Source organism: Rhizobium sp. BK650 (genome assembly GCF_014195325.1).
In the GTDB taxonomy this organism is placed as follows: Bacteria; Pseudomonadota; Alphaproteobacteria; order Rhizobiales; family Rhizobiaceae; genus Rhizobium.
Window position 1 is genome coordinate 164213 of record NZ_JACIBK010000010.1, and the last position, 17862, is coordinate 182074.

Here is a 17862-nt window from a genome sequence, read left to right on the forward strand (position 1 = left end):
ATTGTTTGTTTGGTTCTGCTGTCATCCAACGCGTTGGCCGCTGGCATCGAAATAGAGTGGATCGCGCAGCGACACGCTGATTCGATCGCCGGGCCGGATCGCAAGATAGGGATCGGCAAGTGTGACGAGCTTGTGGTCGCCCACCCGGATATGCAGGTGGTTCTGGTCGCCCAGATGCTCGATCCAGTCTATTTCGGCATTAGCGTTCTGATCGGGGATGATATCGAGATGCTCGGTCCGTGCGCCGATCGTCTTGGTGCCAGGGGGAGGATTGGCGCCGCCAAGAAGTCCGGGTGGCAAGAGGTTGATGTGCGGTTGACCGAGACGTGCCGCGACATGAAGACTGGCGGGATTACCATAAATTTCGCGGGGCGTTCCGACCTGCAGCAACCGTCCTTCGGAAACGATGCCGATCCGATCTGCCATCGTCATGGCTTCGACCTGGTCATGGGTGACATAGAGCAGGGTCGAGCCGAGCTCCTTCTGGATGCGCTTCAGTTCCAGACGAAGCTCCGCACGCAGCTTTGCGTCGAGCGAAGAGAGTGGCTCGTCCATAAGATAGATCGCGGGACGACGCACCAGCGCCCTGCCGATCGCAACGCGCTGCATTTCGCCGCCCGACAGACGGGTCGAACGGTTCTCGAGCTTGTGGTCGATCCTGACCATGCGCGCAATGTCGCGGACACGGCGGTCGACCTCTTCACTTGAAAGCTTGCGCACCGGCGCTCGCAGCGGAAAGGCGAGATTGTCGTAGACCGTCATGTGCGGATAGAGCGAATACTGCTGGAAAACGAACGCGACGTCCCTGTCGGCAGGAGCTTCGCCCGCGACGTTGCGACCGCCGATTTCGATGCGTCCGCTGTCAGGGCGCTCCAGACCGGCGATAAGGCGCAGCGTGGTTGTCTTGCCGGCGCCCGTTGGCCCAAGCAGGACGACGAACTCGCCATCACGGATCGAGAGGTCCATAACAGCCAGGGCCTGTGTGTCGCCGAAACGCTTGCTCAGGCTCTTGAGAACAACGTCAGCCATGTTCCACCTCCGCGTAGAGCGCCGAAGCAAGGGCGCGGCCCGACTTGCAGTCGAACAAGGCGAGCTTGGCTGGATTGAATTCAAGACCAACAGTTTCACCGATGCGGAAGTTGCGGTTTGCCGGAACGCGGGCTTTGATAACGCCGCTCGATGTCTCGATTGCCACCACCTGGTTGGTTCCGAGATATTCGCTGCCGTAAACTGCTCCCCGCAAAGGAGAGGTATCGCTGAAGCGAATATGTTCCGGCCTGACCCCAAGCGCCAATTCAGCTTCTGCCAGGTCCTGATACATTTCGGGAATACTGACATCGACGCCGTTAACTGAGACCGATCTCGCCCCGCGATCAAGGCCCGAGGTGAAGCGCATGAAATTCATCGGCGGCGACCCGATGAAATCAGCGACATACATGGTGGCCGGCTTACTGTAAATTTCCGGCGGCGTGCCGAATTGCTCGATGACACCATGGTTCATGACCGCGATCTTGTCGGCCATTGCCATGGCTTCGTGTTGATCATGGGTCACATAGACCGTCGTCGCATGGATGCGGTTGTGCAGTTCGCGCAGCTCATGGACCATCACTTCGCGGAATTCGGCGTCGAGCGTGCCAAGCGGTTCATCCATCAAGAAGCACTTAGGACGGCGCACGATCGCACGACCGAGAGCCACGCGCTGGCGATCGCCGCCGGCAAGACCGGAGACAGATCGGTTCAGGATATGATCGATCTGCAGCAGCCGCGCGGTTTCCTCGACGCGCTTTCGAGTTTCGGCCTTCGACATCCCCTGCGAAAGCAGCGGGAAGGCGATATTCTTGCGCACGTTCATATGCGGATAGAGCGCAAAAAGCTGGAAGACAAAGGCGATGTCGCGGGCGCTCGCGCGGTTGAAGGTGACGTCGTCGCCGTCGAGGTAGATCTTGCCACTGGTCGGAAGTTCAAGTCCGGCGATCATGCGAAGCGTCGTCGTCTTGCCACAGCCGGACGGACCGAGCAGTGCGAGAAATTCTCCGTCGTGGATGGTAAAGCTCGAATCCTGAACCGCGACGAAGCTACCGAATTGTTTGCGCAGATTTTCTATTCTGATCTCTGCCATGGCTCACTCCGCAAACTTCGAGACGATGATGAACATGGCCGTGCCGGCAAGCAGGGTCACCAGCGAATAAGTGTAGAGGACCAGCAGGAAAGGCTGGAACAGCATGAGGAAGCCGATTGCGATCAGCGTGGTCGCGATGTTCTCCATCGGGCCGCGGCGCAGGAAGAAGGGTCGTTTCGGGCGGGATGGCGGCGGTGTTTCGACGAGATGTGTCATTTGCGGACCGCTCCGAAGGTGATCCCACGCAAAAGCTGCTTGCGCAGGAGGATCGTGAAGACAAGGATCGGGATGAGGAAGATCGTCGTTCCTGCCGCGACAGCCGGCCAATCCTGACCGCCTTCGCCGATGATGGTCGGAATGAACGGTGGCGCAGTCTGCGCCTCGCCCGAGGTCAGTAATGCCGCGAAGGCATATTCATTCCAGGCAAAGATCAGGCAGAAGATCGCGGTGGCGGCAATGCCTGTGGTTGCCTGCGGCAGGACGACTTTCCAGAAGGCCTGAAGGCGGGTGTAGCCGTCGATCATCGCGGCTTCCTCGTATTCCCGGGGGATCTCGTCGATAAAACCTTTAAGCAGCCAGACCGCAAGCGAGACGTTGACTGCGGTATAGAGCAGGATCATGCCGACCGCCGTATCCGAAAGGCCGAGCTCGCGGTACATGAGATAGATCGGGATTGCGACCGCGATGGGCGGCATCATACGCGTCGACAGAATGAAGAACAGAAGGTCGTCGGCAAGCGGAACCCTGAAGCGGGAGAAACCATAGGCCGCCAATGTTCCGAGCGACACGGCGAGAAACGTGGAGCCGAAGGCGATCACCAGCGAATTGCCAAAGCGCGGCAGGAAATTCGAGGGACCCGCAATCACCATATTTCGCTTACGGGTGACCTCGTCGCAGGTGCCTGTCGGCGTGGGCAGCGAGGCGATATATTCCGGCGTCTGGCGCGTTCTCGTCGTCAAAAGGTTGCAGTAGCCTTCCAGCGTCGGCGTGAAGACGATCTTCGGCGGGTAGCTGATGGAATCCGGCGGCGACTTTATGCTGGTCAGGAATATCCAGACGAGCGGGATCATAGTGATCAGGGCATAGAGGATCACGATGGCGCCGGCGATGCGTTTGCTGGTCGGGCTAGGCTCGACGACCGAGTGGGCTGAGGTGACGGAGCTCATCGTTGCTTCACCTTGTTGAGCGCTTTGACGTAAATGTTGGCGAGGCCGAACACGGCGACAAAGAGCACGATGGCGAAGGCCGACGCCCGGCCTGTCGCCCAGCTCTCGAAGGCGGCGCGTTTCAGGGTGATGGAGGCAACCTCCGTAGTCGAACCCGGACCGCCTCCTGTCAACAGCGTAACCATGTCGAACATCTTGAAGTTTTCGATGCCGCGGAACAGCACGGCAAGCATGATGAAGGGCAGCGCCATCGGCACGGTGATCGACCAGAATTGCCGCCACGCGGAGGCGCGGTCGACCTCGGCAGCCTCATAGATATAGTCGGGGATGGAACGCAGGCCCGCCAGGCAGATCAGCATCACGTACGGCGTCCACATCCAGGTATCGACGATGATGATTGCCCAGGGAGCAAGCGAGACGCTGCCAAGCATTTGGATGTCGGCCGTCGGGATGCCGGTGACGAGGGAAACGGCGTAGGCGAAGAGACCGATCTGCGGTTCATAGAGGAAGCGCCAGAAATTGCCGACGACGGCCGGAGACAGCATCATCGGGATCAGGATCAGCGTCGTCCAGAAAGCGTGGCCACGAAACTTGCGGTCGATAAGATAGGCGAGCGTAAAGCCAATGACCGTCTGCAGCAGGATCGTCCAGAACACGAAGTGTGCCGTCGTCTGCATGGCTTGCCAGATATCAGGGTCGGTCAGGACGCGCTCGTAATTGCTCAGTCCGACGTTCTGGACCGGCGCATTTGGACGGTTGGCGCGATAGTTCGTAAACGAGAGATAGATCGCCCAGATGAGCGGGAAGATGTTGATGGCAAGAAGAAGGACGATGGTGGGCGCGATAAATACCCAGGCAATCGCTCGATCGGACAGGCCGCGGACGCGGCGAGCCATTGATGTCGGCGTCGCCCTTGCCGTTGCGTCTGCTGCCTTTTCGACCATGGAGGAAGAGGAAATGTTCAAGGTATCACCTGGTCTTTGCGTATGTGAGATACGTGGCGGCCCGGCAGTCTTTTCAATCCGGGCCGCCATTTTAGCAAGGATGCTGCGCGTCCAGCCGGACACTAGATCTTGCCGTCGTCCTTGAAGACCTCGGTCCAATCCTTCACGAGGCCATCGAGCGCCTCCTGAGCGGTGCCATTGCCAGCCACGACGTAGTTATGAACACGCTTCTGCATATCCTGGAGAAGGGTTGCGTAGCTCGGCTCGGCCCAGAAATCCTTCACGATTGCCATCGAGTCCAGGAATGCCTGGGCATAGGGTTGGCTGGAGGCGAAGTCCGGGGCATTCACGACAGATTTTAGGCATGAGTAGCCGCCGAGTTTCCACCATTTGGCCTGGACGTCAGGCTGGGCGAACCACTTGATGTATTGGAGAGCGGCGTCCTTCTTGTCGGAATAGGAGACGACTGAGATGCCCTGTCCGCCAAGCTGCGCGAAATGCTTCTTTTCAGCTGGATTGGGGAAGAAACCGATCCTGTCGCCGCCGACCTTCTCGTCCTTGTAAAGACCCGGCCAGGTGAAGGCGAAGTTCATCTGCATCGCGACCTGGCCGGATTTGAAGGCATCCGCTGACTCCACCATGTAAACGTTGGAGCTGCCGGGCGGTGTGCAGCAATCATAAAGCGACTTGTAGAATTCCAGGCCTTTTACAGCATCAGGAGAATTCACGAATCCTTTCATTTCGTAGGGTTTATCTGGATTGTCGTACTGGAAGCCCCAGTCGTACAACACGTTGGTCACACCCATTGTGATGCCTTCAGAGCCGCGCTCGGTGTAGATCGAAGCGCCGTAGACGGTCTTGCCATCGATCTGACGCTTCTGGAAGAATTCGGCGATCTGCTTCAGTTCGTCGTAGGTCTTCGGGGCTGCGAGATCCCGACCGTACTTTTCCTTGAATTCCTTCTTCAATTCCGGCCGCTCGAACCAGTCTTTGCGATAGGTCCAGCCGACCACGTCGCCCATGGCAGGCAGCGCCCAGTAGTTCGGCGTATTCTTCGGCCATTCCGAGTAGCCCACGACCGTCGCCGGCACGAAGTCATCCATCTTGATGCCTTCCTTGTCGAAGAAGTCGTTGAGCTTGACGTAGTGGCCATTTTCCGCCGATCCGCCGATCCACTGGCTGTCGCCAATGATCAGATCGCAGAGCTTACCGTGTGAATTCAACTCGTTGAGGAAACGATCCGCATAGCTCGTCCACGGGACAAACTCGAATTTCATTTCCGTTCCGGTTTTGGCGGTGAAATCCTTCGACAGCTCGACGAGTGCGTTTGCAGGATCCCAGGCGGCCCAGCACAGCGTCAATTGATCGGCTTTTGCAATAGTGGGCAGCGCCAGCGGCATGACGATCGCCGAGGCCAGCCCGAGAAGGGCTTTCAATGTTATCTGCATGAGTTCCTCCCAGAACCAAAGGCCGGCTCCCCGCCGACCACGCAAGTCCACCAATGTCAGAGAATGCCTACATGAACTCCTCAACCCTCATGTTTAGCAATATGTTTAGTGAAGTACATTTTTATAAACATTGCAAGTGACATTCGTTGCTGCGCTGCACCCGTGGGAAGAACAGCTCGTGGAGCTAGCCAGCTATTGCACTTGGTTGCGGCAGCGGGTGCCGCCCTTCGGCAGGGCGGCAATAGGTAATCCCGGCAAATTCGATGAGTGTGCCAAGCTGCTAGACAACGGTTGCGGCGATCCGGATCGTTTCAAGGGTGATGGACAAACACGTATCTGTTTCTGGATCGGTCCGAAGTCCACGTCGGTCTAGTCGGCCGCTTTTTTGCCTGGTCCGCGTCAGCCAACAGCCAAGGTAATGCCGTCGGCGGGTAGTTTCTATATGGGATCGTCATCGCATGCGCCTGGGGCGAAGCGCCGAACAAGAATTGAGACAACGGATCATCATATTCGGGACTGTTGTGAGATACCTTACCATCCATAGCTGAAGGTGGCTCCGCTGCCGTTATCTCCATCTTGGACCACGTCGGTTTCGGTATTTCGTCCATACTGGAAAATGCCATAAGCATTGTTGTTACCGTTCTGGCGCAAGGTCGCCGAATGACCATTGCCCCGTTGCCGGATGAAGCCAAGGTTGCCACGGCCGGCCTGGGCGATGCCGGCCGCGTTACCCCGGCCCAGCTGCCGGATGTCGGCGTCTTTCAGATCGCGGTAAAGCGAATAGACGCGCAGTCCAGTTGAAAAAAGATTGGCGTCCTCGGCATTATCGGGCGCTAGGCTGAACGAGATCCGGCCGCCGGCATAGGCGGGCACAGATACGGCTGCTGGCCCCAGGCACCAGGCAAGAAGGGTGACGGTAAGTATCCTAAACACGTTGGGGGTCATCTTGATCTCCATTACCGGCAGCCTTAGCCGATGATCAACTTTCGCATCCTGGAGCTGAACCCTATAGGAATTGCCCGTTCAGTTGTCGTTCAGTCATTCGGCGAGGTCGAAAGCAAAAGGGCGCCTGAACCGGCGCCCTTACGGAAGCTTAAAGAACTTGGTGGCCGCTCAGGTACCGCCGGTCTGCTTCGTGCAGCTGAAACGCTTATCCCCAATCACGACATCCAGTGTCGCCTTGTATCCGGTACCCTTGGCGTCAAGCGAGACGGAGCTGAGGACAGCCGCATGGCCCGCTGTCGCATCAAAGTCCCCACTCTGGCTAATGGTGGAGCTTCCGCCGTCTCCCGCTTTCTGGACGTGAAAGGTGTAGGTTCCGTCGACATGTTTGTCGGCCTGGACGAGCGCATCCAGTCTCACTATACCAGCTCCCGGCGTTGCTTTGATTTCGCAAAACCGCGCCTCGTCGGATTGATTTGCGTTCGTCATGGCCGCAACGGCGCCGATGGGAAGCAGGACCAGCGCAAGAATGGCCATCAGGCGGCGTGGGTGTTTGATGCTAGTTGGCATGGTCCTCTCCCTAATAGTGTGCTGCGATGTTGGTCTCTTTCACGTTGGCGCGTGGCTGCTTACGGGCAAGCCTGGACGAAGGCTGCGACATTGCCGTTGCCGCCTTGACTGACATTGGCGTTGCAGCCATGGCCGACCTGAACGCCTGCGGCGATGTTGCCATTGCCGTCCTGGGTAAGGATAGTCGTATGGTTGGAACCAAACTGGCCGATGCCGGCTATGTTGCGGTTGCCGTTCTGATAGGTGGCGCCGTAGTTGTCATTGCCTTCTTGGCCAACAGCCGAAAGATTGTGGCGACCATATTGGCGACCGACAATGCGATTGTAGCCACCGTTCTGGTAAGTCCTGATGCGGTTTGCGTACCCTTCCTGCGCACCACCGGCAGAGTTCATCCAGCCATATTGTTCGATACGCACGTCGTTGGCCATGGCGGGGGCTGCAGCGGTGAGGCCAATGAGCGCGGTGAGTGCTGTTGCAATGAAAGACGTGCGGATCATGACTGTGTCTCCTCAGGCGGGTAGGACCGCGGTTGATGAACGTCTTTCTTTTAAAGGCGTCCTTTGGAACGGAAGCTGAAAGCATCATTCAGTCGCGGTTCATTCGCAGAGATCGGCCCACCTTCTTCAACCGGTAAGCTGTAGGCGCTTATATTTCGCCCAATGGCTGACACGCGCGTCTAAATTTTTGTGGACTCTGGTATCGTTGCGGAACTTTCGTCGACCGAGACAGTCAGAGCCGCGGACCGTGCAGCTGGGGGTCCGAAGCCCTTACCCCACTAAAACCGGTTGTGCGGTCCACCTGTGTCAATCGCTCGACCATCTGTCGCCAGCGCCGTTCGATCGTCGGCTCGCGGCACCAGGCTCTTCGTTGACACTGCAGGGAATGCCATGAATTCTATGTTTCGAGCGACTGCTGGAAGGTGACGCCGATGAGCAGAGTTTGGACACTTATGAAAGCTTGCCTGCCTATCGGCATGGCCATCCTGGCATCATCCTGCACCGCACACCAAAGTTCCAATAGCGCCGATTTCCAGTATCAGCCCAGAAATTCTCAGAATCCGGCCTGCAGCCAAGGCTTCAGGCCGACCAACGCATTATCCTGTAGTTGTTGATCGATGTGATTACGGCTACTCTGCTCCATCCTCAGAAGAATGCCGGTTCGGACAAGCTCGATTGCACATGCCGAGCCAAAGAACTGACATCACGTCAGTTTCCCCACAATGGCTGCGTAGTCTGAGAAGGTGAACGTCTTTCCGCGTTCATGCGCCTGATTTGCCAGGCTGAGAAGACGGATCGGAAAGGCGGCGGCCGCCTGATTGGCTTCAGATAGCTGGTGGGCGTCATCCTGTTCGACTGCCCGCATTGCTCGTTCAAATGCGGCGCCGACCTCCTTGTGGTTCAGCAAACCCTTGTCTATCAAAACTTCGCAGAGCGATGCGACGGCCATGATCATGCCTTCGAGCTGAAGATTAGCGGTATTCACTTGTATCCTCCAGTGGCGATAACAAGCAAGGAGTGGTGCAGCGCGCGGTTTAGTCCCCCACGCTAGCGATCTCCCGTTCCTGAATGGAGTCCGGCACCTGCACCTTTAGAAAGCAACCTTGGCGCGGCTGTTTTGTTCCTGACGCCTACTTGGTCTGGTCAAGCGCGTGAGGAGATGGCTGTCCTTGCGACGGTGTCTCCGGCGTCATTGCGAAGAAATAGATTCCTGCAAGAACGAGAGCAGCAGAAAAATGGCTCCAACGAATTTAATCATTCCGAATTCCGCTTTGCGATCATCGCTGCTCATTTCTTCCCTCGCTCGCTCACTAAGGACTTTCAAACAAGGCGCAAGGCGCGAGGTTCCCGGATCGGTGCAATGTTTGCCAAAGTGCGTCAGGTGTGGCTCTCAAGCGGACGGCGGATCGAAGAGTTGCATACGAGGCCGCCGCCGGCGGCGGAGGGATGATGGTTCGCTTTTGAAGTTTCGCGCGCCGCTACCCGACATGGTGCCGCTGAATCTATAGCGATAGCTGCCATTCCAACGGCCTCAGCGTTCGCCCCGCAACGACTCCAGCACGTTCGATCACTACCTCGCCAGGTTGCTGCTACCCTTCTTCTTTCGACACACTTCCCGGCGACATGCGGATGGCGAACCTTTATGTTCCTCTTGAATTTCACGCAGGACTTTGCCACCTCATCGACGCCATATCAAAAGTGAAGGAGAAAACGCACTCATGCCGACCACTGCAGAAAAGCCTGCCGAGAGCCACGTCTTCGAGGCCGACGTCGCCCGCCTTCTGCATATGATGGTGCACTCGGTCTATTCGGACAAAGACGTGTTCCTGCGCGAACTGATTTCGAACGCCGCCGACGCCTGCGAAAAATTGCGCTACGAATCGATCGAAACGCCATCCCTTTCCGGATCCGACTCCGAAAGCCGCATCACTCTGTCACTCGACGAAGCGCGTCGGCAGCTTTCCGTCGAGGACAACGGGATCGGGATGAGCCGGGAGGAACTGATAGAAGCGCTTGGAACTATCGCCCGATCTGGAACGCGGGCCTTCATGGAACGGCTGGAATCCGGCAAGGCCGGCGAAGGAGCACAGTTGATCGGCCAGTTCGGCGTCGGTTTCTACTCTTGCTTCATGGTGGCCGAACGTGTCGACGTCGTGTCGCGTCGCGCCGGTTCGGGCGAGGCCTGGCTCTGGTCTTCCGACGGCAAAGGTAACTACAGCGTGAGCCCGGCCGATATCACCGAGGCGCCGCCGCGCGGTACGCGCATCCTGCTTCATCTGACGGAGGAGGCAAAGAAGTATACGTCGCGCTGGACGATCGAGCAGATCGTGAAGGAACAGTCCGGGCATGTGCCGGTCGCAATCAGCATTGTCGATAAGCCCGGAGGCGAACCGGCCCGGATCACCGACGGAAGCGCGCTTTGGACGAAATCGAAGAACGACGTCAGCAAAGACGAATACCGTGATTTCTATCGTGGAATTTCCGGCCAATATGACGAACCTGCACTGACCGTACATTTCCGGGCGGAGGGCAGGCACGAATATAGCGCCCTTGCGTTCGTTCCGGGCTCCCAGCCCTTCGACTTGTTCGACCCGGAGCGCACCGGAAGGATGAAGCTCTATGTCAAGCGAGTCTTCATTACCGACGACGCCGGGCTTCTGCCGCGTTATCTCCGTTTCGTGCGCGGCTTGGTCGACACGTCCGACCTACCGCTCAACGTCTCGCGCGAGATGATCCAGGAAAGCCCTGTCCTGTCGTCAATCAGAAAGGGTGTCACCAGCAGAATCATCACCGCGATCGAAAAGCTTGCGGAGAAGGAAGAAGACACCTTCCTCACGTTCTGGAAGAATTTCGGCGCCGTTCTGAAGGAAGGCATCTACGAAGACTTCGAGCGCCGTGCCCAGCTTTTGGCTCTTGCGCGCTTTCGCACGACTGTGTCGGAGGAGGGGTATCGCTCGCTTGCCGACTATGTGAAGGATGCCAAGGATGGCCAGGGCGCCATCTACTATCTCGCCGGCGCCAGCCTTGAACAACTGAGGGCGTCGCCGCAACTGGAGGGATTCCGCGCCCGAGGCATCGAGGTGTTGCTGCTGACGGACCAAATCGACAGCTTCTGGGTCATGAACGCGCCGGAATTCGAAGGCAAGACGTTCAAGTCCGTCACCCAGGGCTCGGCCGAACTGTCGCAATTTTCCTTGCTGGACAACGAAAAAGCATCGTTGTCGGAAACTGCGGCCGAGGCCGAATCGTTCATAGCCTTCGCCAAGGAGAAACTTGCTGACCACGTCGCGGATGTGAGAACATCGGTCCGTTTGACGGAAAGTGCAGTTTGCCTTGTCGCCTCCGAAGGAAGCTACGACCGGCAGATGGAGAAATTCCTGCAGAGCGCCGGCCGCCTTCAGGATACGGCCAAGCCAATTCTGGAAATCAACCCGGACCACGCGATGATCAGGGCGATTGCCAGCTTGGAGGAAAGTTCGCCACTCAAGGAAGATGCCGCTCGGCTCCTCCTCGACCAGGCGCGCATTCTTGACGGCGACCATCCGACAGATTCGCGCGCATTCGCCGAACGTCTCGGACGTATTCTCGAAAAAGCGGCTCGCCCCTGAAGGTCTGGCGAAGCGACCTTCTGGCAATGCCGATGACGCCGGGGCCGCCGTTTTTGGTGCCGGCTCACCAATATCTTGGATGTTGACTTCCAGCCCCGACGCCGGTCTGCCTTGCTGAACAAGATGCGCTGCTATCCGGCCACACCCGGGAAACAGACTGCGGGGCTGCAAGCCCGGCAAAGGACGCAAGTCCCACTCTGCGACCTAGCAATGCCGCGTTAGGGACCACAATTACTCCCGAACAGCGGTAGGCAAGAGGAGCCCGCGCGGGGAACGGTACCGATCGTCACGCGCCCACGGGATCATGAGCCAACCTCATCAGCCGCAAGTTCCTTGCCCCCCGCATCTGGCGCTAATTTTGCGAGCATGTACGCCCCCGAGGCAGACGTAAAACACAGCAATGGCTTGAACTTATAGCCGCAGGAATACTTTCGAGAGAGCGTCCGAGTATTTTTGGCACTCATGATCCCGCAGTGCCAAATTCACTCTTGAACAGCGTTTTGTTGATCCCTAGCTTCCTGCTGACGGTGCTCACTTGAGGCCGTACGGATTCACCTCAAAGGAGTGAAACGGAGATGGATTTTATAGGCAATTTGGAAAGCCTCAGCGTCGAGGAGCGTGAGGAATTCTTCATAGATGTCGCGCGCGTTCTCGACGAGAGGGCTTTGCAGGCGATGATCGAGGGAAATCGAAAATTCGCGCAGTTCTCGAAGCACATGGCGGAAGCAATTTTCGTCAACGCCGACGAGCTTGCCCGCGACGAGGCAAAGACTGCGGCCTACGTTATCGGGCAGGCGAGCGAGCTGCTCAAGCAATTCGACGCCTACCATCCTCACAGGATGCAGAGCTACTCCATGCATTGATGGGGTTCATGGGTATTTGCCGCCGGTCACCGTTTTCCAGCGTCAGGCAGAGCCTTCGCACCCTTGGGCGGCAGGAGCGCACGGCGTTTCGCTCCCAGCAAAAAGGTTCGGCACCGGCAGCAGATGCAAGACTTGTACCCGTAATTCCGAATCGTCACATCTGTCCGCGTTGAGCGTCATTGTCTTGCAGTCCCGGCCCCAAGGTCGGTTGGGGTTCCGTTATCCGAGCATGGCGAAGCAGTAGCGGCGCTCTATCGGTAACAGCTCGTGGGCATCCAAACGCCGTGCCGGGGGTCCTATGTCCTGAGGTCGCCCGGCCCAGGCGAGGTCTGAAGGCGCGCCGCCGCACCACGATCCATCCTCGGACACGAGATATTATCTTCCGCGGTCATGTGTGCGATCGATCAGTGTCCTCATCCAGTGACGAGCGAAGCTGTTCGTCTTGGCGGCGAGAGCGGTCGGCATCCTGTTGAAGCCGTGGACAGCCTCGGGAATGAGGATACAGCTGGCATCTCCTCCCGCGCGCTGCCAGCATTCGTTGATTTCCAGGCTGTCATCGGCAATCGGATCGAGGCATCCGGCGATGAACAGTGCCGATGGAAGGTCGTAGAAATCACCGTCCACGGGCCCCTTTTGTTTCTCTTCAGGTAAGGAGGGCGTCAAGCGGCGCAAATTTTCGAGCGCTGAAGGCCCGTCGATGAGGAGGCTATCGGAAGAGCTTTGGTGAAGGCTTTGCGATCCTTCGAGATCGAAAGCGCCACACATGGAGTAAAATCCGATGACGGAGCGTTGCCGTCCAATTGAACGAAGATGAAAGAAGGCCTCCATCGCCAGATGGGCGCCCGACGACTCTCCAGAAAGGATCAGGTGTTCGACACCGAACCGTTCGAGATTGGCCGCCAGCCAAGAAGCGGCTGCCATGCAATCTTTGAGCGTTCGCGCAAGATTATCGTCTGCCGCGTTTCGAAAATCCACGGCTGCGACGACGACAGCGCAATCGTCTGCAATCAAACCTGCTAATCGATCTTCCAGACGTGCGTCGCCCATGACCCAGGCGCCGCCATGAAAATGGACAACCAGAGCGCGGGGAGGGACGCGAGGATGCGTGATCCGGATCGACAGCGGCTGGTCCGGAAGGGTGATGATCGAAACCTTCGAGCCCATCCGTCGCAGGTCAGGGTAGAGTCTAGACCAAGTCGCGGCCAGCAGCTGGACAAGGCGCGCGTTCCACCGATGACTGGTCCTGAACCGCGGCATCCACGACAGCAGTTTGTTGAAGCGGCGTGCCCGCCGCAGGTCCTTTTCGGAAAGCTCAAGTCCAGGGCAAACCGCCGTTGTCACGTTACTGATCACCTCAGCTGATGCCGTCATGACGACTGACGCACCTGTCGTTCTTGACGCGGACGATCTCTTAGAGGACCGCGAATGAAAGTCTGAATGACCAGCACGCGGTCTCCTCCGACTTGACGTCAGACGGCAGCAACCTGAAGGAACCACGATTGTTCCCGATACCCGAGGAAAAAGCCGAGCTTTTGGCTGTCCAGCCATCTGCGGGGCCTGACGTGAGCGCTGCACCTACAGTCTCATTCGGCCATCCCATGGGTTGCCGGTTCCAGTGTGCAGGGAGATCCCTCTTAGAGGGCAGAACGCAACAGCCTTTTCGCATGACGTCCTTCTGGAGAAGGAACAACAGAGGCTCGAGAAGGTTACGATCTAAGCGAAAGGAGATCGATCATGGGAATGAACAAACCGAAGGACGGCGCCCCTGGCACGACAGATCAGTCGCCGCGCTGGGAGGGGCCTCAGGAAAACACCCCGCGCGGCTATCTTCCTGCAAAGGATAACCCCGACCTCGCCAAGGATGCCAACGGAGAAACCAATGCGGATCCGGAGGTCAAGAAAGTGTCTGATGCATACAAGCAAAAAGACGAGTGATAGGTCCGACGTTAAAAAGGATGCAGAGGGTCAGTTCGCGTCGTCGCAAGCTGACGGCAAGGCGAGCGGAGTTGCCAGCGCCAAGCCCACTGCGATCACCGGCTCGGAAGACGCGACCGTGCATAAGACGCCTCCAGCAGCCAAGCCCGTGATGGGACGAGATGTCAATTTCCGTCCGTCCAGCTCTAACAAAGGCCGCAAGCGCTGAACGAGGGGGCACCGGCAGTGCACGCTCCCTTCCGATGAGCACGGGAAATGCCCTCTTTGGCTGTTCGCTAGAAGACAATCAGACCTTCGCGGTTCTGCCCGATTCCCGCAGCGACAGAAAACTTCTGCTTCAGCAGCTGGGGCAGGGGACATCTACGTTCCCTGTCTGCACACAAAGACGCGCTCAGGAGGCGAGCTCATCGACGATAGCCGCTGTCTTTGGGCAGCGCCATTCGCTGGTTACCAGGCGCCTACCACAGCGCTTGAACGGCAACGACAACGAAAAACGCAAAGACTATAACGGAAGCCATCCGTAAGGCAGTTCGATTGGCCGAGGCGAGGACCTGCGGTTTCGGGTCTCTCTTCGGGTTAAATTTGTGCTGACGTTTCTGAGGCGCTCTCGCCTGGGGCGATTTGTTTCCTGCTGCCATGGCTGTTCGCTCGAACTGGTAAATCTCTGCAGCGCCAATCTAACACAAAAGCCACCAGACACTTAAGGGTTTCCGTCACCAAACCGGCAGCCGCTGGAGACAGGAGAGGCCTTGGCTTTGGCGGCAGAAAATGCCGGCGACCCGGGATTGAACGCAGTGACAAGGTCCCCGGCAGCTTGCGCCTCGTAGGCGTTATCGCCTTGGCGGCGAGATGACCGGTCAAGGATGGCAGCGAACTCGGTTTCGGCCGAAATCGCCGGCAGCGAAGGGTCAGTATGTCGTGATTATTCCTCCGGGCCCTCATTCGCCGCGAGGAAATCGCTGGTTCTCTTCCAAGACGTTCAGATCCATATGATTGCGCATGTATCGCTCGGCGGCTTTCTGCAGAGGTTGATAGTCCCACGGATAGTAGGACCCTTCTCGTAATGCGGGATAGACGACCCACCGACGGGCCTGACTTTCTCGGACCTGCGCATCAAACCCTGACAGGTTCCAACGGAGATGGACTTGAGAAAGCAGAGCGTCCAGCGTTTCCGCATGGGTCGGATCACCTGCCAGATTGGAGAGTTCGTGGGGATCGGCCCGCAGATCAAACAGTAAAGGCGGATCTTTTTCGCAGACCGTCAGTTTGAAATGGCCGGCGCGAATGGCCACAAGCGGTGCAATCGAGCCTTCTGCGGCATATTCCATCAGAACCGCACCATGTGTCTTGCTGCCGCCTAGGAGCTGTGCCAGATCCTCGCCATCCGTCCAGTGGGCAATCGCAGAAATATCAAGCCCGGCAAGGCCGGCAAGCGTCGGAGTGACATCAAGAGTGGAGACGGGCTGATCGATCAGACCAGGCTGCCAGCCCGGTGCCGATATCATCAGCGGCACGCGCGCAGAACCGTCGAAGAAGCACATCTTGAACCAGAGACCGCGCTCGCCCAGCATGTCGCCGTGGTCGGACACGAACAGGATGACGGTGTCTTCCCGCATTCGTGTGCGCTCCAATACGTCGAGGATCTCCCCGACCTTCTCGTCGACATAAGAGATATTGGCGAAATAGCCGCGCCTTGCCCTGCGGATCTGCTCGGCGGTGATGTCGAAGGCTTTGTGGTCACAGGCTTCCAGCAATCGTTTTGAGTGCGGGTCCATCTCCTCGAACGGCAATGCCGGAACGGTCGGATCAAGAGCCGGGCAATCCTCGTAGAGATCCCAGAATTTGCGCCTGGCGACATAGGGGTCGTGTGGGTGGGTGAAACTGACGGTTAGGCACCAGGGACGCTCGTCTTGTCGCCGCGACAGGTCGTAGAGCTTGCGGGTTGCGTTATAGGCGACCTCGTCGTCATATTCGAGCTGGTTGGTTATTTCCGCAATACCGGCGCCGGTCACCGACCCAAGATTGTGGTACCACCAGTCGATACGTTCACCGGGCCTTCGATAGTCAGGGGTCCAGCCGAAGTCGGCCGGGTAGATATCCGTCGTCAGGCGCTCCTCAAAGCCATGCAGCTGATCGGGTCCGACGAAATGCATCTTGCCCGACAGGCTTGTGTGATAGCCAGCTGCCCTGAGATGGTGCGCATATGTAGGAATGTCAGATGCAAATTCGGCAGCATTGTCGTAGACGCGGGTCCGGCTCGGCAACTGGCCCGACATGAAGGAGGCGCGCGCCGGCGCACACAGGGGGCTTGCCGTATAACTATTGGCAAAGCGGACCGAACGGGCCGCGAGTGCCTTTAGATGCGGCGCATGCAGGAAATCGGCCGGCCCGTCGGGGAACAGCGTGCCGTTCAGTTGATCGACCATGATGATGAGAATATTGGGACGGGCCATGATAATCGACGCTACTTACGTTCGGGGGCTGTTCGGGAAGAGGATCTACGGATGCTGCCGCCACCAGTTCTCCTGAGAGAACTTGTTATCGGCGGCAGTTGCTGGTCTGGCTCGGCGAGCGCCGATCAAGTCCGTTACACTCTTCAGAATCGGCACTGGTCGTCGCATCAGGGATCCTTTGGCGGCGTGGGTCGCAATTGGCATTTCACGATAACCGACTTGATGATTGCAAACTATCGCCTTGCCGACATCGGTTGTTCCGGGCGCTCGCCCGGCCTGTTTTCAGGGGGCGGATTTGTCGGCGACACTGGGGGTCGCAGCAAGACAGGCGTCGCGTCGACGCGCGTGCATGATGCAGTATCGGCGAGGGGGCCGTCGCCTGACAAAGCGGAAGAATCTTGATGTCGAGCGACCGACCGATGCCCACCGAAGAGAGCATTCTGGAATTCCTTGACGTTTGCGAAGGCTTTTACCCACCGGATGCGGTCGAGGCATCGATCGAGCAGCAACGTCAATGGTATGACGCACTCTGCGCGCGGTTTGATCATGCTCTGCCGCATGGGATGGTCTATGCCGATGGCATGGTCCTGCGAATACCGATCCGCCGGTATCGGCCAAGGACAATAACCGCATCGACCGTTCTCCTTTATCTTCACGGCGGAGGCTTTGTTGTCGGCTCACTCGAAAGCCATCACTCGATCTGTGCTGAAATCGCCGATTTTGCCGGCGCCGAACTCGTTTCCGTCGACTACCGGCTGGCGCCTGAGTACCGCTGGCCGGCGCAGAGCGAGGATTGCTTCCTCGTCTTGAAGCATCTGCTGTCGTCCGCTGGCAGCAAGGTCGTGGTCATCGGCGACAGCGCCGGCGCCAACCTGGCGGCTGGGCTCGCCATCAGGGCGCTGGAGGAGGGCCTGGCTGGGATCGCCGGCCAGGTTCTCATCTATCCGGCGCTGGGTGGCGACCTGCAGAAGGGCTCCTATGTTGAAATGGCAGATGCACCGGGCCTGACCACGGCTGATGTCGCCTATTATCGCGACGTTCTGCAGGCACCGCTCGACCATCCCGTCGCCGCACCGCTTCACGCGGTTTCGGTCGAAGGGCTTGCACCTGCCTTCATCACAGTCGCGCGATTCGATCCGTTGCGAGACGACGGACGAGCCTACGCTGCCCGGCTCGCAGAGGCCGGCGTGGAAGTCTGGTTCCGGGAGGAACCGCAGATGGTGCATGCGTGGCTGCGCGCCCGCCACATGAGCGAAGGTGCCCGGGCGGGCTTCAAGGCGGTATGCGAGGCGGCGCGGCTCTTCGCCTCGCGCTGAC

The 17862-nt window shown here is 58.3% G+C and carries 18 protein-coding genes; 6 read left to right on the forward strand and 12 right to left on the reverse strand.

The window, feature by feature from the left end; translation table 11 throughout:
• Nucleotides 1-21: 21 nt before the first annotated feature.
• The 10 genes from FHX15_RS22605 to FHX15_RS22650 all read right to left on the reverse strand — a co-directional run bounded on the left by FHX15_RS22605 (nt 22) and on the right by FHX15_RS22650 (nt 8671).
• Entirely contained in the window at nt 22-1029 is a 1008-nt protein-coding gene (locus FHX15_RS22605) for an ABC transporter ATP-binding protein (protein ID WP_184400601.1), read from the reverse strand.
• Entirely contained in the window at nt 1022-2119 is a 1098-nt protein-coding gene (locus FHX15_RS22610; protein ID WP_184400602.1) for an ABC transporter ATP-binding protein, read from the reverse strand. Before FHX15_RS22610 ends, FHX15_RS22605 begins: the two co-directional genes overlap by 8 nt.
• Nucleotides 2120-2122: 3 nt before the next feature.
• Nucleotides 2123-2335 (reverse strand): hypothetical protein, encoded by a 213-nt coding sequence (locus FHX15_RS22615; protein ID WP_184400603.1) that lies wholly within the window; start codon nt 2333-2335, stop codon nt 2123-2125.
• Nucleotides 2332-3285: a carbohydrate ABC transporter permease gene (locus FHX15_RS22620; protein WP_184400604.1), complete on the reverse strand. Its 954-nt coding sequence runs from the start codon at nt 3283-3285 to the stop codon at nt 2332-2334. Before FHX15_RS22620 ends, FHX15_RS22615 begins: the two co-directional genes overlap by 4 nt.
• On the reverse strand, nt 3282-4250 hold the full coding sequence (locus FHX15_RS22625) for a carbohydrate ABC transporter permease (RefSeq protein WP_184400605.1): 969 nt from the start codon (nt 4248-4250) through the stop codon (nt 3282-3284). Before FHX15_RS22625 ends, FHX15_RS22620 begins: the two co-directional genes overlap by 4 nt.
• A gap of 101 nt (nt 4251-4351) precedes the next feature.
• Nucleotides 4352-5677: an ABC transporter substrate-binding protein gene (locus tag FHX15_RS22630; RefSeq protein ID WP_184400606.1), complete on the reverse strand. Its 1326-nt coding sequence runs from the start codon at nt 5675-5677 to the stop codon at nt 4352-4354.
• A 531-nt stretch (nt 5678-6208) separates the two neighbouring features.
• Nucleotides 6209-6622 carry a curlin gene (locus FHX15_RS22635; protein WP_184400692.1) on the reverse strand — a complete coding sequence of 138 codons (414 nt, stop codon included), beginning with the start codon at nt 6620-6622 and terminating at the stop codon, nt 6209-6211.
• Nucleotides 6623-6790: 168 nt separating this feature from the next.
• Entirely contained in the window at nt 6791-7189 is a 399-nt protein-coding gene (csgH, locus tag FHX15_RS22640; RefSeq protein ID WP_184400607.1) for a curli-like amyloid fiber formation chaperone CsgH, read from the reverse strand.
• 59 nt (nt 7190-7248) lie between these two features.
• Nucleotides 7249-7686, reverse strand: a complete 438-nt coding sequence (locus tag FHX15_RS22645; RefSeq protein ID WP_184400608.1) for a curlin — start codon at nt 7684-7686, stop codon at nt 7249-7251.
• Between the two features lie 703 nt (nt 7687-8389).
• Nucleotides 8390-8671, reverse strand: coding sequence for a hypothetical protein (locus tag FHX15_RS22650; protein WP_184400609.1), 282 nt, complete (start codon nt 8669-8671; stop codon nt 8390-8392).
• 174 nt (nt 8672-8845) lie between these two features.
• Here FHX15_RS22650 and FHX15_RS22655 point away from each other — a divergent pair, with 174 nt between their 5' ends.
• From FHX15_RS22655 to FHX15_RS22665, 3 genes are all read left to right on the forward strand, one after another.
• Nucleotides 8846-9136, forward strand: a complete 291-nt coding sequence (locus tag FHX15_RS22655; RefSeq protein ID WP_184400610.1) for a hypothetical protein — start codon at nt 8846-8848, stop codon at nt 9134-9136.
• A gap of 268 nt (nt 9137-9404) precedes the next feature.
• On the forward strand, nt 9405-11294 hold the full coding sequence (htpG, locus tag FHX15_RS22660) for a molecular chaperone HtpG (RefSeq protein WP_184400611.1): 1890 nt from the start codon (nt 9405-9407) through the stop codon (nt 11292-11294).
• A gap of 575 nt (nt 11295-11869) precedes the next feature.
• Complete coding sequence (locus FHX15_RS22665; RefSeq protein ID WP_184400612.1) at nt 11870-12157, forward strand: hypothetical protein; 288 nt, start codon at nt 11870-11872, stop codon at nt 12155-12157.
• Between the two features lie 375 nt (nt 12158-12532).
• On the opposite strand, the gene FHX15_RS22670 is transcribed toward FHX15_RS22665, so the two are convergent.
• Nucleotides 12533-13321 carry an alpha/beta hydrolase gene (locus FHX15_RS22670; protein ID WP_246779028.1) on the reverse strand — a complete coding sequence of 263 codons (789 nt, stop codon included), beginning with the start codon at nt 13319-13321 and terminating at the stop codon, nt 12533-12535.
• Between the two features lie 570 nt (nt 13322-13891).
• Between FHX15_RS22670 and FHX15_RS22675 the strand changes: the two genes are divergently transcribed.
• A complete protein-coding gene (locus FHX15_RS22675) occupies nt 13892-14092 on the forward strand; it encodes a hypothetical protein (RefSeq protein WP_184400613.1) in 201 nt (66 codons plus the stop codon).
• Nucleotides 14067-14300, forward strand: a complete 234-nt coding sequence (locus FHX15_RS31075) for a hypothetical protein (protein ID WP_246779029.1) — start codon at nt 14067-14069, stop codon at nt 14298-14300. The genes FHX15_RS22675 and FHX15_RS31075 overlap by 26 nt, the downstream gene beginning before the upstream one ends.
• 730 nt (nt 14301-15030) lie before the next feature.
• Here the strand turns inward: FHX15_RS31075 and betC are convergent.
• On the reverse strand, nt 15031-16545 hold the full coding sequence (betC, locus tag FHX15_RS22680) for a choline-sulfatase (protein ID WP_184400614.1): 1515 nt from the start codon (nt 16543-16545) through the stop codon (nt 15031-15033).
• 401 nt (nt 16546-16946) lie between these two features.
• Between betC and FHX15_RS22685 the strand changes: the two genes are divergently transcribed.
• Nucleotides 16947-17861: an alpha/beta hydrolase gene (locus tag FHX15_RS22685; RefSeq protein ID WP_184400615.1), complete on the forward strand. Its 915-nt coding sequence runs from the start codon at nt 16947-16949 to the stop codon at nt 17859-17861.
• Nucleotide 17862 lies beyond the last annotated feature (1 nt).

Coding starts and splice junctions, on each gene's coding strand:
- FHX15_RS22610 (WP_184400602.1), bottom strand. CDS start 2,119: ATGGCAGAGATCAGAATAGAAAATCTGCGCAAACAATTCGGTAGCTTC.
- FHX15_RS22670 (WP_246779028.1), bottom strand. CDS start 13,321: ATGGGCTCGAAGGTTTCGATCATCACCCTTCCGGACCAGCCGCTGTCG.
- FHX15_RS22630 (WP_184400606.1), bottom strand. CDS start 5,677: ATGCAGATAACATTGAAAGCCCTTCTCGGGCTGGCCTCGGCGATCGTC.
- FHX15_RS22675 (WP_184400613.1), top strand. CDS start 13,892: ATGGGAATGAACAAACCGAAGGACGGCGCCCCTGGCACGACAGATCAG.
- FHX15_RS22655 (WP_184400610.1), top strand. CDS start 8,846: ATGGCTGTCCTTGCGACGGTGTCTCCGGCGTCATTGCGAAGAAATAGA.
- FHX15_RS22645 (WP_184400608.1), bottom strand. CDS start 7,686: ATGATCCGCACGTCTTTCATTGCAACAGCACTCACCGCGCTCATTGGC.
- FHX15_RS22620 (WP_184400604.1), bottom strand. CDS start 3,285: ATGAGCTCCGTCACCTCAGCCCACTCGGTCGTCGAGCCTAGCCCGACC.
- htpG (WP_184400611.1), top strand. CDS start 9,405: ATGCCGACCACTGCAGAAAAGCCTGCCGAGAGCCACGTCTTCGAGGCC.
- FHX15_RS22605 (WP_184400601.1), bottom strand. CDS start 1,029: ATGGCTGACGTTGTTCTCAAGAGCCTGAGCAAGCGTTTCGGCGACACA.
- FHX15_RS22685 (WP_184400615.1), top strand. CDS start 16,947: ATGTCGAGCGACCGACCGATGCCCACCGAAGAGAGCATTCTGGAATTC.
- csgH (WP_184400607.1), bottom strand. CDS start 7,189: ATGCCAACTAGCATCAAACACCCACGCCGCCTGATGGCCATTCTTGCG.
- FHX15_RS31075 (WP_246779029.1), top strand. CDS start 14,067: ATGCATACAAGCAAAAAGACGAGTGATAGGTCCGACGTTAAAAAGGAT.
- FHX15_RS22615 (WP_184400603.1), bottom strand. CDS start 2,335: ATGACACATCTCGTCGAAACACCGCCGCCATCCCGCCCGAAACGACCC.
- betC (WP_184400614.1), bottom strand. CDS start 16,545: ATGGCCCGTCCCAATATTCTCATCATCATGGTCGATCAACTGAACGGC.
- FHX15_RS22635 (WP_184400692.1), bottom strand. CDS start 6,622: ATGACCCCCAACGTGTTTAGGATACTTACCGTCACCCTTCTTGCCTGG.
- FHX15_RS22665 (WP_184400612.1), top strand. CDS start 11,870: ATGGATTTTATAGGCAATTTGGAAAGCCTCAGCGTCGAGGAGCGTGAG.